This is a genomic window from Martelella sp. FOR1707, from assembly GCF_053484265.1.
Window position 1 is genome coordinate 34560 of sequence record NZ_JBAKFP010000013.1, and the last position, 14507, is coordinate 49066.

The 14507-nt window shown below is 63.9% G+C and carries 15 protein-coding genes; 9 read left to right on the top strand and 6 right to left on the bottom strand.

Translation table 11 applies throughout. From position 1 onward, the window contains the following. The first annotated feature begins 94 nt into the window (after positions 1-94). The gene (locus V6765_RS23870; RefSeq protein ID WP_448433096.1) at positions 95-2632 is read left to right on the top strand and encodes a TIGR02302 family protein; all 2538 of its coding nucleotides are present in this window, start codon (positions 95-97) and stop codon (positions 2630-2632) included. 93 nt (positions 2633-2725) lie between these two features. Then, positions 2726-3481, top strand: coding sequence for an SDR family NAD(P)-dependent oxidoreductase (locus tag V6765_RS23875; RefSeq protein WP_448433097.1), 756 nt, complete (start codon positions 2726-2728; stop codon positions 3479-3481). Between the two features lie 69 nt (positions 3482-3550). On the opposite strand, the gene V6765_RS23880 is transcribed toward V6765_RS23875, so the two are convergent. Both V6765_RS23880 and hpt read right to left on the bottom strand, forming a co-directional pair. Beyond that, positions 3551-3910 (bottom strand): response regulator, encoded by a 360-nt coding sequence (locus V6765_RS23880; RefSeq protein ID WP_448433098.1) that lies wholly within the window; start codon positions 3908-3910, stop codon positions 3551-3553. 162 nt (positions 3911-4072) lie between these two features. Continuing rightward, the gene (gene hpt / locus V6765_RS23885; RefSeq protein ID WP_448433099.1) at positions 4073-4615 is read right to left on the bottom strand and encodes a hypoxanthine phosphoribosyltransferase; all 543 of its coding nucleotides are present in this window, start codon (positions 4613-4615) and stop codon (positions 4073-4075) included. Positions 4616-4862: 247 nt separating this feature from the next. Between hpt and ftsE the strand changes: the two genes are divergently transcribed. The 4 genes from ftsE to V6765_RS23905 all read left to right on the top strand — a co-directional run bounded on the left by ftsE (position 4863) and on the right by V6765_RS23905 (position 8604). Next, positions 4863-5522 (top strand): cell division ATP-binding protein FtsE, encoded by a 660-nt coding sequence (gene ftsE / locus V6765_RS23890; RefSeq protein WP_448433110.1) that lies wholly within the window; start codon positions 4863-4865, stop codon positions 5520-5522. Between the two features lie 571 nt (positions 5523-6093). Next, on the top strand, positions 6094-6975 hold the full coding sequence (locus V6765_RS23895; protein WP_448433111.1) for a cell division protein FtsX: 882 nt from the start codon (positions 6094-6096) through the stop codon (positions 6973-6975). A gap of 154 nt (positions 6976-7129) precedes the next feature. After that, entirely contained in the window at positions 7130-7810 is a 681-nt protein-coding gene (locus V6765_RS23900) for a YdcF family protein (RefSeq protein WP_448433100.1), read from the top strand. Next, positions 7810-8604 (top strand): lysophospholipid acyltransferase family protein, encoded by a 795-nt coding sequence (locus tag V6765_RS23905; RefSeq protein ID WP_448433101.1) that lies wholly within the window; start codon positions 7810-7812, stop codon positions 8602-8604. The genes V6765_RS23900 and V6765_RS23905 overlap by 1 nt, the downstream gene beginning before the upstream one ends. Here V6765_RS23905 and V6765_RS23910 read toward each other — a convergent pair. Then, entirely contained in the window at positions 8601-9152 is a 552-nt protein-coding gene (locus V6765_RS23910) for a gamma-glutamylcyclotransferase (protein ID WP_448433102.1), read from the bottom strand. The two genes, V6765_RS23905 and V6765_RS23910, sit on opposite strands and share 4 nt — an antisense overlap. Positions 9153-9201: 49 nt before the next feature. On the opposite strand from V6765_RS23910, the gene V6765_RS23915 reads away from it, so the two are divergent. Continuing rightward, on the top strand, positions 9202-10197 hold the full coding sequence (locus V6765_RS23915; protein WP_448433103.1) for a DUF2125 domain-containing protein: 996 nt from the start codon (positions 9202-9204) through the stop codon (positions 10195-10197). On the opposite strand, the gene V6765_RS23920 is transcribed toward V6765_RS23915, so the two are convergent. From V6765_RS23920 to V6765_RS23930, 3 genes are all read right to left on the bottom strand, one after another. Further along, positions 10198-11121, bottom strand: coding sequence for a prephenate/arogenate dehydrogenase family protein (locus V6765_RS23920; protein WP_448433104.1), 924 nt, complete (start codon positions 11119-11121; stop codon positions 10198-10200). Then, positions 11118-12242, bottom strand: a complete 1125-nt coding sequence (gene hisC / locus V6765_RS23925; protein ID WP_448433105.1) for a histidinol-phosphate transaminase — start codon at positions 12240-12242, stop codon at positions 11118-11120. Before hisC ends, V6765_RS23920 begins: the two co-directional genes overlap by 4 nt. Positions 12243-12325: 83 nt before the next feature. Continuing rightward, positions 12326-13075, bottom strand: a complete 750-nt coding sequence (locus tag V6765_RS23930; RefSeq protein WP_448433106.1) for a class I SAM-dependent methyltransferase — start codon at positions 13073-13075, stop codon at positions 12326-12328. 88 nt (positions 13076-13163) lie between these two features. Here V6765_RS23930 and gloB point away from each other — a divergent pair, with 88 nt between their 5' ends. Further along, on the top strand, positions 13164-13934 hold the full coding sequence (gloB, locus tag V6765_RS23935; protein WP_448433107.1) for a hydroxyacylglutathione hydrolase: 771 nt from the start codon (positions 13164-13166) through the stop codon (positions 13932-13934). Then, on the top strand, positions 13934-14356 hold the full coding sequence (locus tag V6765_RS23940; RefSeq protein ID WP_448433108.1) for a cupin domain-containing protein: 423 nt from the start codon (positions 13934-13936) through the stop codon (positions 14354-14356). Before gloB ends, V6765_RS23940 begins: the two co-directional genes overlap by 1 nt. The last annotated feature ends 151 nt before the right edge of the window (positions 14357-14507 follow it).

A 14507-nucleotide genomic window follows, 5' to 3' on the forward strand; every position in this document is an offset into this window, starting at 1 on the left:
CGGTAATGTGAACCGGGAATTTGCCGGCCTCACCTCGCTATCGACACAAAGCGTGCTATTCTGAAGCCATCACGCAGCGCGACCACAGGGGCTCATGACCGGGCAGAAACACACTGCGGGCAAACGCAAGGATGCAGTGGATGATGCGCTGACGCGCCGCATCCGCCGCAAGCGCGCGCTCACGCGCTTCAATCTCTTCATTGAACAGCTCGCGCCGCTTCTGCTATGGCCGGCAGCCGTTGTGGCGCTCTATGTCGCGCTGTCTTGGCTCGGCGTGTTCCTGCTGCTGCCATTCGCGGTCAGGATCGCGCTGTTGTTCTTCCTCGTCGCTGGTTTCATCGTCAGCCTGTTGCCGCTGCGCCATCTGCGCATCCCCTCGGCCCATGCTGCAGAGCGGCGGTTGGAGGCGCATAACGCGCTTTCCCATCAGGCGATTTCGGTGCGGCTCGATCGCCCGGCCCGCGAGACGCCGGAGGCGATGGCGCTGTGGGAGGCCCATCAACGCCGCATGGCCGAACGTCTTCGCGCAATCGACAGCGGCCCGCCAAAGCCGGACCTTGCCGCAGTCGACCCTTATGCGCTGCGCGCCATCCCCGTGCTGCTGCTGTTCGTCGCGTGGTTTTATGCCGGTCCCGACAGCGCGTCGCGGCTCGCCGATGCCTTCGCCCCGCCAGCAGGCGAGGCGGAAACCAGAGTGGCGCTCCGCTTCGATGCCTGGATTTCGCCGCCTGCCTATACCCGCGAGGCCCCGGTCTATCTGCAGGCCGATGGCGGCGAGGCGATCACCGGTATTCCGGAAGGCTCGGTGCTTACGGTTCGGCTGTCCGGCGAGGGCGCGGACCAGCCGATTACCTTTACCCCGGAAGGCAGCGAAGAGGCGCAGACGCCGGCAGAGGCAGAGGAAAGCGCGCTCGCCAACAGCGCCAGTTTTTCGCTTGGCGCGGGAGGCCGACTTGATGCGGCCGGGCGCAGCTGGGAGATCGCGGTCGATCCCGACGAGGCGCCGGCGATTGCGTTCAAGGGCACGCCGAAGGCGGCGGCGAACGGGGCGCTGGAACTCGAATACACCGTGACCGACGATTACGGCGTGACCCGCGCCCATGCGGAAATCGCGCCGGCGGGTGATGTCGATCCGCATGCCGAGCCGGTCTATCCGCTGCCGGAATTTCCGCTCAACATGCCGGCGCGCTCATCGGAGGATCACTCTGCCTTCACTAGCCGCAATCTCACGGAACATCCGCTGTCCGGTACGCCGGTCACGATCACGCTGGTGGCCGAGGATGCTGCAGGTCATATCGGCAGAAGCCCGGCGCTGGAAATGGTGCTTCCGGAGCGTACCTTCCATAATCTGCTTGCCGGCTCCGTTGCCGAGCAGCGCCAGATCTTCGCGCTCGACACGCGCCGCATGCCGGTCGCGCTGCAATATAGCGCCGCGATTACCCTGAGGCCGGAGGAGACGATACCGAACCTCACGCAATTCCTGCTGATCAAGTCGGCGCAGACCCGGATGGCGCTCGCCCATGACGAGGACAGCTATCGCGATACCGCCGATTACATGTGGGATATCGCAACCGGCATCGAGGATGGTGCGCTGTCGGATGCCGAGCGCCGGCTGCGCGAGGCGCAGGACGCGCTGAGCGAGGCGCTCGAAAATGGCGCAACGGACGCCGAGATTGCGCGGCTGATGCAGGAACTGCGCGAGGCCATGCAGGAATTCATGTCCGAGATGGCCCAGCGCATGCAGCCCTCCGAGCAGATGCCGGGCGACCAGCAGACGCTGCGCCAGCGCGATCTCGACAATCTTCTGAACCAGCTCGAAAACCTCGCCCGCTCCGGCAATCGCGATGCCGCCCAGCAGCTTCTGTCGGAGTTGCAGCGGATGATGAACAATCTCCAGCCGCCGTCTTCCACCGCCCAGCAGCAGGGCGGGCAACAGAATTCCGAAATGCGCCAGCAGATCGACAAGCTTGGTGAACTGATCCAGGAACAACAGCGGCTGATGAACGAGACATTCGACCTCGATCAGCAATTGCAGGACCGTGAACGCTGGGGCGATCCGCAGCCTTCGCCGGATCAGCAGGGCGAAAACGGCGAGAAAGCGCCGCGCGACATGACGGCGGAGGAGTTGCGCGAGGCGCTGAAACAGCTTCAGGAGCAGCAGCAGGGGCTCGCCGAACAGCTCTCGGAAATGCAGCAGAAGCTCTCCGAGCTCGGCATGCCGCCGGCCGAAGGTTTCGATCAGGCCGGCGAGGCGATGGAAGGGGCAGCCGGCGCGCTGGGCGAGGGCGAAGGTTCGCAGGCTGTCGAAGGGCAGGGCAATGCGCTGGAGGCGCTGCGCCAGGGCGCCCAGCAGATGATGAATTCGATGATGGCGCAGGGTCAGGGCCAGCAGGGGCAGGGCCGGGGCGGGCAGACCGGCTGGGGCAATCAGGCCGGCCGCGACCCGCTTGGCCGCAATCAGGGCTCGGACGGGCTCGATTTCGGCGACAATGTCGACGTGCCCGACGAGATCACGGTCCAGCGCGCCCGCGAGATCCTCGATGCCATCCGCGAGCGGCTGAACGAACAGGCCCCGTTGCCCTCAGAACCGCCTTATCTCGAGCGGCTTCTGGAGCCCCAGTCACAGAACTGATTTTTACTTCGATATGCCTTTAAAACGCACCCTTTCGGCGCCACTTGAATCGATGGCGCCCACACGGAAGCGCCAGCATAAAGGAGTATCGTCATGTCCCAGAGATTTGAAAACAAAACCGTCATCGTGACCGGGGGCGCTTCCGGTATCGGCGAGGCCTGCGTCCAGCTTCTGGCGCGCGAAGGCGCCAATGTCGTGGTGGCCGATCTCAATGAGGACCATGCGAAGAAAGCCGCCGCCGAGGTCGAGAAATCCGGCGGCAAGGCCGCCGCTTTCGCCGTTAACGTGAGCGACCCGAAGGCCGTGGAAGCCATGGTGGATTTTGCCGTCAAGACATATGGCGGGCTTTATGGCGCGGTCAACAATGCCGGCATTGGCGGTCCGTCGGAGCCGATCGGCGATTACGATATCGATGCATGGCACAAGGTGCTCAATGTCGACCTGCACGCCGTCTTCTATTGCATGAAATATGAGCTTGCCGCGATCGAGGCTTCGGGCGGCGGATCGATCGTCAACATGTCGTCGATCCTCGGAACCAACGGTTTTTCCACCGCGCCGGCCTATGTCGCCTCGAAACATGCGCTGGTCGGCATGACCAAGTCGGCGGCGCTGGAATATTCCAAGCGCGGCATCCGCATCAATGCGGTCGGCCCCGGCTTCATCCGCACCCCGCTGCTTGATGAGAACCTTGAGCCGGAGGAGATCGAAGGCCTCGTCGCGCTCCATCCGATCGGCCGGCTCGGCAAATCCGAGGAGGTCGCCGCCCTGACGGCCTTCCTGCTTTCCGAAGATGCCTCCTTCGTCACCGGCAGCTATCATCTGGTGGATGGCGGTTATTCCGCGCAGTAAGACAAGCAAAAGGCCGCTGCCCTTGGCGGGCAGCGGCCTTTTCAAAACTGCAACGATTGTAGCCTGACCCTATGCCGCCAGCGCGCGGGCTACGGCCTTGCGGATATCCGGCAGGGCAAAGGGTTTGGAAACCACGTCGACAATCTTTTCCATCAGGTCGTCGGCGCGTTCGCGCTGCTCGGCGAAACCGGTCATCAGCAGGATCTTGGTGCGCGGGTGATCGCTCGCCGTGGCGTGCGCCAGCGCGATGCCGTCCATGATCGGCATGCGGACATCGGAGAGTAGAAGGTCGTAGTGGCTTTCACTCAGGAGTTCGAGCCCCTCGGCGCCGTCACAGGCTTCCACGGTCTCATGGCCGTCGAGCCGCAAGGCGCGGGCGACGAACATACGCAGCGATGCCTCGTCTTCGGTGATCAGAATCCTCGCCATGGCGCTATCCAGTTCTCTCTGTCTTTCAAAACCCGTCTTGCAAGCCTGTTGTTCCAGGCTTTGTTGCAATGGAGATGACCAGAACTTTCCTAGCGAGAGGTAAACATCGAAATGTGGCGGTTTATGTAGTTAACAAGCTGTTCGGACTGTATTTATGCTTGATTAAGCATCCCCGGTCACCACGCCGACGAATGGAAGCTCGCGGAAGGCATAGGCCACGTCCATGCCGTAGCCGACAACGAACTTGTCGGGGCAGTGGAAACCGGCGTAATCGGCATCGAGCGCCTCCTCGCGCTTGTTCTGCTTGTCGAGAAGCACCGCGACCGAAACATTGGCAGCGCCGCGCTCCAGCATCAGTTCGCGCGCAAAACGCAGCGTGCGGCCCGATTCGAGAATGTCGTCGATCAGCAGGACGTCGCGGCCCTCGACCTCGCTGTCGATATCCTTGACCATCCGCACCGACTTGCCGACGGTGCCGGTGCCGTAGCTCGACAGCGTCATGAATTCCACTTCGGGGGCAAGGCCGACCTTGTGCAGCGCGCGGATCAGGTCGGCCGCGAACACGAAGGAGCCCTTCAGGATCGCGATCACGAGCAGGTCCTGCGAGGGACCGCTGGCGATCTCGCGGGCGAGCTCCTCGTTGCGCGCGGCAATTTCCTCGGGCGAGAACAGGACTTCGATCTTTTTGCCGCGGACGACATGCATGGCGCGCTCCCTTGCCTCCAGCGCCGAGCCGCAAGGGCCGGAAACGCCGTATATGTTTGAAGATGGCCGGTTTTACTGGGTTTGACCGGGCTGGGCAATCGCAAGGCCGGGCGCAACCGCGCCTAGAGGCCAAAACGCCGTGGATATCCGCCAAAATCGCATAACTTGCGGCCTGTTCACGACCTGTTATTCATAATCGCGGATAATGGAAGGGATCGAACGACGAGGACAGTATCAGGGCATGGCACTGATTCAGTTTGAAAATGTTGGCCTGCGCTATGGAATGGGCCCGGAAGTCCTGCGCGACTTGACTTTCGACATTCCGAGGAACTCCTTCCAGTTCCTGACCGGCCCATCCGGCGCGGGCAAGACCACGCTGCTCCGGCTGATGCTGATGGCGCTGCAGCCGACGCGTGGCCTGATCCGCCTGTTCGGCCGCGATGTCGCTGTCATCCCGCACAAGGAACTGCCGATGCTGCGCCGCCGCGTCGGCATCGTGTTCCAGGATTTCCGGCTGCTCGATCACATGACCACCTATGAGAACGTCGCCCTGCCGCTGAGGGTGCGCGGCAAGGACGAGGTCTCCTACCGCAATGATGTGATCGAACTTCTGAAATGGGTCGGGCTCGGCGAACGCCTCCATGCCCGCCCGCCGGTGCTTTCCGGCGGCGAGAAGCAGCGCGTGGCAATCGCCCGCGCGCTGATCGACCAGCCGGAAGTGCTGCTCGCCGACGAACCGACGGGCAATGTCGATCCGCCGATGGCGCGGCGCATTTTGAGCCTGCTGGTGGAGCTCAACCGGCTGGGCACCGCCGTCGTCATCGCCACCCATGATATCGCGCTGATGGACCGCTATAATGCGCGCCGGATGATCCTTTCGGAAGGAAGGCTCGATATTCATGACTAGGCCGCCCCGCTCGCTCCGCGATCCGCGCCTCGAGGAAAGAGAACGCGCCGAACGACGCCTTGCCGAACAGCGCGCCGAGGAAGAGCGTCTGCTCGAGGCGCGGCGTCTGGAGGAGATCCGCCAGCAGCAGGAGGAGGCCGCGCGACGCCAGGCCGAACAGCAGCGCCAGCTTGCCGAGCGCCGCGCAAAGGAACTGGAGGAGCGTCAGGCGAAAGAGCGCGAGGCGGCAAGACAGGCCGAGGAGCGCCGGGCGGAAGCGCAGCGGGCAGAAGAAGCGCGACGGGCGGCGCAGGCGCGGCAGAGGCCGACAAGCCCGCCGCCGACCTTCCGGTCGCGGGCCAATCCGGTGCCGCAGGGGCAGGAAACGACGGCTGCGCGGCGCGCCGAGCAGCCTCGTCCGGGTGCCGCTCCATCTTCGGAACCCACCGCGAAAGCGCGGATCCCGCGTCCGGCCCCTGGCTCCAAGGCCGGCACCAAACTCGGTGGCAAGACCCGCTTCCGGCCAGCGCGCCAGGCGCCGCGCAAGCCGACGCCGATCGTGCCGCCTTCCAATGTCCAGACGCGGGCGCTGATGGCCGTGGTAACAATCATGGCGTTTCTGGCCTGCCTGACGCTCGGCGCGGTGTCGATGGTGCGCGCGACCGCTGAAAGCTGGCAGGGCGGCATCTCCCGGGAGGTCACGATCCAGATCAAACCGCGCGAAGGCCGCGACATGAACCAGGCGCTGCTGAACGCGCGCGACGTGGCGCTGCAATTCGTCGGAACGCTGGATGGACGTGTTGTCGATGAGGCGGCAACCGAGCGGCTGCTGGAACCGTGGCTTGGCACCGGGCTTGATTTCGACATGCTGCCCGTGCCGAGGCTGGTGATCGTGACCATTGATGAAAACAATCCGCCCGATTTCGCGGCCATGGCTGCGGCGCTGCAGAAGGCCGTGCCCGGCGCATCGCTTGATGATCACCGCGCCTGGGTGAGCCGATTGTCGGCGATGGCGGATGCGACCACCACGATCGGCGTGTCGATCATGGCGCTGGTGTTTTCCGCCATGGTGCTGACGGTGGTGTTTGCCACGCGCGGCGCGCTCGCCGGCAGCCGTGATATCGTCGAGGTGCTGCATTTCGTCGGCGCGGAGGCCTCGTTCGTCGCCCGTCAGTTCCAGCGCCATTTCCTCAACGTCGCGCTCAAGGGCGCGTTTCTCGGCGGCGCGCTGGCCTGCCTGTTCTTCGTGCTGGCGCGGTTCTGGCAGCGGCGCTATCTCGCGACCCCCGGCGCGGACCAGACGACGGCGCTGTTCGGCACGATCTCGATAGGCTGGGGCGCCTATTTCGGCATTCTGCTGACGATCGTCGCGATCGCCGGTTTGACGGCTCTCACCACGCGGCTGACGGTGATCCGCACAATTCGCGAAATCGATATCGTGCGCTCTGATCCCGAACGCACCGATACGGTCTGATTTCGCAGAATCCTGCCGCCGATCCGCCGCCTGAATTTCAACTCTATTTCCTGTGTTGTATAGGTTGGCGGGTCAGCCGTCTGATTCGGACGGTTTCACAAGCATCGAGATAACGACCCCGCGAACCGGGCGCAGAACTGGAAATGGATCGGGTATGGCGGAAAGGGCGCGCAAGCCGCACGAAAAAGGCGGCAGCGGACACGGGGCGCGGCAGCGTTCTGTCGCCGGCCGTCTCGTGCGTCTCCTTGCCTTCCTGCTCGTTGCGATCGTGCTGGTGTTCGGCGGCGGTTTTGTGGCGTTCTGCTACAACGCGCTGACCGCGAGGCCGCCGCAGATCTACGAGACCGATGCGATCGTGGTGCTCACCGGCGGCTCGCGCCGTATCGAGGAAGCATTTGCGCTGCTGGAGGCCGGCGCGGGCGAGCGGTTGCTGATTTCCGGCGTCAATCCCTCGACCACGCCCGAAAGCATCCTCAACGTGATCGGCGGCGACAGCCAGCTTTTTGAATGCTGCGTCGATGTCGGCTACGAGGCGCTGGACACCTACGGCAATGCCGTTGAGACCCGCAAATGGATTGAGGAGCACGACTATAGCCGCATCCTCGTCGTCACCAGCGCCTATCACCTGCCGCGCGGGCTGTTTGAACTCAGGCATATCGATCCGGATACCGTGTTCGTCGGTTATCCGGTACCGTTCAGTGACCAAGATGCGTCGTGGCGGCAGAGCCTTCGTTATCTGAAGATTCTCGGCTCCGAATATATGAAATTCATCGGCGCCCATCTGCGCGCCGAGACCGGGCTCTCGGCGCTTGCCCCGGCCGGGGAGGAGAACTGATGGGCATGATCCGCTCCGCCGCCTTCAATATCGCCTTCTATCTCGGCACTGCGGTGCTGATGATTGTGCAGTCGCCCTATTATTTCCTGGCTTCGCGCAAGAATGCCTATCGCGTCGTGGTCCAGGGCTGGGGCCGCTTCGTCAATGCGCAGATGCGGATCTGGGCGGGTGCGACATTCAGCGTGGAAGGGCTCAAGAATCTGCCGGACGGGCCTTGCATCATCGTCCCCAAGCACCAGTCGGCCTGGGACACGATCATGCTTTTGCCATGGATCCCGGATTCGGTGTTCATGCTCAAGCGCGAACTGATCCAGATGCCGCTGTTCGGCTGGTATCTGAAGAAGCAGCGCCAGATCGCCGTCGACCGGGCCCAGACCGGCCGCGCCATGGCGGATGCGATCGCGCGGACCAGGGCCGAGGTCGAGACCGGGCGCCAGCTCGTGATCTTTCCGGAGGGGACGCGCCGGCCGCCGGGGGCGGCACCCGATTACAAGCGCGGCATCCAGCGGCTCTACCGCGATCTTGGCGTGCCGGTCATCCCGGTGGTCATGCATCCCGGCCTGTTCTGGCCGCGCGGCAGTTTCCGCCGCCAGGGCGGGCATTTCACCGTCCGCATCCTGCCGGCGATTGCGCCCGGAGGGGAGCCGCGGCAGTTTTTCGATCAGCTTGTCGAGACCATGGAGCGCGAGAGTGACCGCCTGCTGATCGAAACCGTCGACGCCAATCCGCATCTCGACCTGGCGGAGGTGACCCGCCAGCGCGTTGCCGAGCTGAGGGCGTCTGGCGGAGCCTAAAGAGCGTCTCGCCGCACCGGGCGCGGCTGCTCGTTCTTCAGGAGGCCCGCGATCGTTTCCAGCGCTGCGTCATTGATCTGCATCTCGCGCAGATGGTCTACGGTGTTCAGAAGATAGTCGCGATTGGGGCCCGACTGGCCATGGCCGCCCCGCACAAGTTCGGCAGCGTGGTCAAGATCGAGCTTGCCGGCATATTGCTCATGGGAATGGTCGACGACATAGGTGATGGCGGGCACGTTCTCACCCGATGACAGCCGGACGGGCAGCACCAGTTCGCGATAGACGCGGGTGACAAGTTCGCGACCGCGCAGATAGGCGAGGATTTCCTCCTCGTCCTTGACCTTGGCTGCGAGCGCCACGCCCTCGCAGAAGCCGCCCCGGTCGAGGCCGAGCACCAGGCCCGGCTTGTGGGCGGTGCCGCGGTGGACATGGGAGTAGACGCAGAGGCTGCGGTGATAACCCGCAAGCCGGGCGGGCATGCGTCGATGGGTCGCAAAACCCGGATTCCACATCAGCGAGCCGTAGCCAAATATCCAGAATTCGTCCATATGCTATTGCCTGACACCGTTGAGTTCCGAAATTACAATGAGGCCCATGATGGCGAGATCAACCCGAACGCGCAAGTTTCTGAAATGGACGCTGATCGTTCTGATTGCCGTGATCGTCGCCTATGCCCTCGGCTGGTTCTATATCGCCCGCACCGTCAAGGCCCGGATTTTCACGCTGCTTCAGGGCCAGGATCAGCAAAACGTCGTCGTGAATTGCGAGGACATCGGCTATAACGGCTTTCCCGCCAAATTCGGTTTTTTCTGTGACGGCCTGCATGTGCGCGACCGGACGTCGGATTCGGTTTTCGATGCGCCACAACTCATGGCCGAGGCGCCGGTCTATTCGCCGTGGTCGGTTCTGGCGAAGCTCACCGGCCCCGCCACGCTGCAAAACGACGCCGGCATGCTGTTGCGGGCGGAGTGGCAGGATTTCGGCGGCAAGCTGATCTACAGGGGCGGCGCGCCACGTCTCGTCTCCTTCGATTTCGAGGCCGTGACCGCCCGTTTCGCCGATCCCCAGGGCCGACAGGGAACGCTGACGGCGGAGCAGGGGCAGGGGCTGGTGCGCAATGACAACGGCGATCTCGATGTCGCGCTGAACCTGAACGAGGCGGTCCTGCGTCCGCAGAACAATGCCGAGGCCTTGCCTGCCGTGTCGCTCAACCTTCTGGCAACCGTCGATGACGGTGGCGCGCTGCTCGAGACCGACTTCCATCCGCAAATGCTGCGCGGCAAGAGCGGGATCGTCAACCAGGCGGCGCTCGCGATTGGCGAAAGCCAGTCGACGATGGCTGTCTCGGGCCGCTTCGCCTTCGACAAGGACGGCTATCTCGATGGTCGCTTCAGCTTCGAGCTGACCGGCATAGACGGCGTGGCCCAGCTTGCCGCGCTCAGCTTCCCTGGTGCTGCCGGCGTCATCAATTCCGTCACCGGCCTGGTGAAGAACTTCACCGGCGGCCAGCGCACGGTGACGCTCGATGTGCGCGTCGAACACGGCAGGGCGGTGCTCGGCTTCATACCGCTCGGCAAGATACCGCCGCTTTGATCAGTCCTTGTCGTCGAGCGCGTGGCGGCCGAAGTCGGCGGCCTCGACATCCTGTCCGGCCTCCACGATCGAGCGGCGAATGTCGCGGGTGCGGCTGAAGAGTTCGAACAGTTTGTCGCCCTCGCCCCAGCGGATCGCACGCTGGAGATAGGCGAGGTCTTCCGAAAAACGCGCCAGCATTTCCAGAATGGCATCGCGGTTATGCAGGCAGACGTCGCGCCACATGGTGGGATCGGAGGCCGCCAGACGGGTGAAGTCGCGAAAGCCCGAAGCGGAATACTGGATCACTTCCGATTCGGTCACCGTCTCCAGATCATCGGCGGTGCCGACGATATTGTAAGCGATGATATGCGGCAGGTGCGAGACGATCGCCAGCACCTTGTCGTGGTGATCGGCAGCCATGGTGTCGACCTTGGAGCCGATCGCCTGCCAGAACCGGGTGAGCTTGTCGACCGCTGCCGGGTCGGCGTCTTCCGCCGGCGTCAGGATGCACCAGCGGCCCTTGAAAAGACCGGTGAACCCGGCATCCGGCCCGGACTTCTCCGTGCCGGCAATCGGGTGACCGGGAATGAAATGCACATTCTCGGGCACGAAGGGCGACATTTGGGAGATGACGGAGGCCTTGGTGGAGCCGACATCGGTGAGGATCGCGCCGGGCTTCAGGTTGGGGGCGATGCGTTCCGCAACCGCGCCGGACGCGCCGACGGGCACCGAGACGATCACGAGGTCCGCGCCGCGCACGGCATCTTCGGCGGAAGCGGTATAGCGGTCGCCCAGCCCCAGCTCCTCCGCCCGCCGCAGCGTCTCCGGCGAGCGGGTCGAGACGATGATCTCGCGGGCGAGCCCCTTGGCGCGGATATCGCGGGCAAGCGAGGAACCGATCAGGCCGATGCCGATCAGCGCTATGCGTTCGAATGCGATCATGCCTTTTCCGTTTCCGGCGCGGCGGCGAGAAACGCCTTCAGCGCCTCGATGACGCCGAGATTGGCCTCTTCGGTGCCGACGCTCATGCGCAGCGCGTTGGGGAAGCCGTAGCCGGCGACGGCCCGCAGGATATAGCCCCGAGCGCTCAGATAGCGGTCGGCGTCGGCCGCGCGCTTTCCATCCTCATCGGGGAAATGAATCAGCACGAAATTGGCGACCGACGGCGTGACCGTCAAGCCAAGCGCGGTGAGCTCATCGGTCAGCCGCTCGATCCATTTCAGATTGTAATCGACGGCCGCCCGGGTGAAGGCGTCGTCCCTGATCGCCGCCGTCGCCGCCGCGATCGCCGGTGCGTTGAGGTTGAACGGCCCGCGCACCCGCTCCAGCGCCGCGATAATATCGGTCGGCCCGTACAGCCAGCCGACCCTGAGCGCCGCCAGCCCGTAGATCTTCGAAAACGTCCGGGTCATGACCACATTGTCATTCTCGGCGACCAGTTCCAGCCCGGCCTCGTAATCATTGCGGCGGACATATTCGGCATAGGCGGCGTCGAGCACCAGCACCACGTTTTTCGGCAGGCCGGCATGGAGCCGCCGGATTTCGGAGAACGGCACATAGGTGCCGGTCGGGTTCGCCGGATTGGCGATGAAGACGACGCGGGTTCTGTCGGTGACGGCCGCGAGAATCGCGTCGACATCGACCCGCGCATCCTTTTCCTTCACCGTGACGGGCGTGGCGCCGTTTGCGAGAATCTGGATCTTGTAGACCAGGAAGCCGTGCTCGGTGATGATCGCCTCGTCGCCCTCGCCAAGGTAGACATGCGCGATCAGGCCGAGAAGCTCGTCCGAACCGTTGCCGCAGATGATATTGCCGGTGTTGAGGCCATATTTGGCGGCAATCGCCTCGCGCAGCGTGCTCGACTGGCCGTCGGGATAGAGCGCGAGGTGCTCGCCGACGGACTGCATGGCGCCGATCGCCTTCGGGCTCGGCCCGAGCGGGGTCTCGTTCGATGACAGCTTGTGAACCTTGCCCGCGCCTTCGCCATGGGACTTGCCGGGCACATAGGCGGCAATGTCCATGATGCCGGGGCGCGGCGTTGGCTTGATCATCTGTTCGGTCATCGGAAACCTCGAAAATTGTCGGCCTTTTCCGGCCGGTTTTTGGCGTGAGCAGCAATAATTGCGATTGGGGTCTTTGTCGAGTGTCAGCCGCGATGTCGCGCGCGCGTGGTCGGCACGCCCTGGGGGGCAAGTGCGGGCACCAGAACCTTGCGCGCGGCGCGGGCTGCGACGGGAAGACCCTGATAGAGCCGCTTCTGCGCCTCGATGATGTTGACGCCGGCAAAGGCGGGCCAGAAGGTGCGGCCGGAGCGCTCGAAACTGGAGCGAAGCTTCAGCACCGCGCGGCTTTTCGAAGGCGGAAAGAACAGCGCCTCGGCAAAGGCCGCGGGCGTGAAATTGGTCTCGCGCAGCAATTCGATGATCTGCCCCTTGGAATAGGGCCGGCCATTGCCGAAGGGGGTGTGTTCGAGACGGGCCCAGACGCCGCGCCGGTTGGGGGCCACGATCACGACCCTGCCGCCGGGCGCCAGCACCCGCCACAGTTCGCGCATGGTCTCGCGCGGGGCCTCGGCGAATTCGAGCGCGTGCACCAGCAGGATGCGGTCGATCGAGGCATCCGGCAGCGGCAGTTCCTCTTCGTGGACGAGGACGGTTGCCGACGGGCCGAGCGGCGGCCAGTTGATCGCGCCCTGCGAGGCCGGCATCAGCGCCATGGTTCTTTCGGCCTCACCGGCGAACCGGTCGAGATAGGGCAGGCAGTAGCCGAGCCCCGCCAGCCGCTCGTCCGGCAGCGACTGCCAGATCGGCGTAAGCGCCATCGCGATCGAATGGGCGGCAAGCCTTCCGAGTTCGGTGTGATAAAACGCGCGCAGGTCTACGATATCGGCATTCATGAGCTGAGATTGACCCGGCTGATGGTTGGACTTCAATGTCCACCGTACTACATTGAACTCCATTGAGTAAGCAATTGCGAGGCCTGATATGCGTTCACTGGAAATTGCCGTCTTCATGTGCCGCTCCGACAATTACGGTGTCCTAGTGCACGAGCCGGAAAGCGGCAAGACCGTCAGCATCGACGCGCCCGATGGCGAAAAGGTGATGGCCGAGGCCGAACAGCGCGGCTGGACGATCACCGATATCTTCACCACCCATCATCACAAGGACCATGTCGACGGCAATCTTCTCATCAAGGAGAAATATGACTGCCGCATCGTCGGTCCGATCGAGGAGGCGGTGGTGATACCGGGGCTTGATCTCGCCGTGTTCGAGGGCGACGAACTCGAATTTGCCGGCCACAAGGTGGAGGTGATTGAAACCCCCGGCCACACCGCCGGACACATCTGCTATCACTTCGTCGAGGACGGCCTGCTGTTTGCCGCCGACACACTGTTTGCCATGGGCTGCGGCCGCCTGTTCGAGCGCCCGGCCTCCGACATGTGGCCGTCTCTGCAAAAGCTGATGGCGCTGCCGGACGAGACCGAGGTCTATTTCGGCCACGAATATACGCTCGCCAACGCCAAATTCGCGCTTACCGTCGATCCCGACAATGCGGTGCTGAAGGAGCGGGCCGAGGCGGTGGCGGAGCTGAGGGAGGCTGGCGGCTTCACCATTCCGACCACGATCGGGCTTGAGAAGAAGACCAACCCCTATTTCAGGGTGGCCGATCCGGCGATCCGCAAGACGCTCGGCATGGAAGAGGCGAGTGACGCCGAGGTTCTGGCCGAAATCCGCAAGCGCAAGGACAATTTCTGATGACCGCGGACGCGATCATCGAAGCCCTCGGGCTTCAGCCTCACCCCGAAGGCGGATGGTTCGCGGAGACGTTTCGTGATTCGGCCGGCGGTGGGCGTGGGGCCTCGACGCTGATCTATTTCCTTTTGAAGGCAGGCGAGCGGTCACACTGGCACCGCCTGCATACAGCCGTCGAGGTCTGGCACTATTACGCCGGCGCGCCGCTGAAACTTATGCGTTCTGCCGACGGCAAGATGGTGGAAACGAAGATGCTCGGCCCGGACATCGCGAAGGGCGAACGCCCGCAGGGCGTGATCCCCGCCGGATGCTGGCAGGCCGCCGAAACCACCGGCGATTTCACGCTGGTCGGCTGCACCGTCGCACCCGGCTTCACCTTCGAGGATTTTGAACTGGCCGAACCGGGGTGGTCGCCCGCCGGGTGAGGGCAGGGGTTTCTTTGCCGGGGTGGTGGACATTTCGGTTTCACGAAGCCGATGCACGCTCCCTGAGGTAGCGATCCTTGTGCGGCCTCGCGTGTAGCACCCAATACTCTCTCCCGCTGGCGGGAGAGATGCCCCGAAAGGGGCAGTGAGG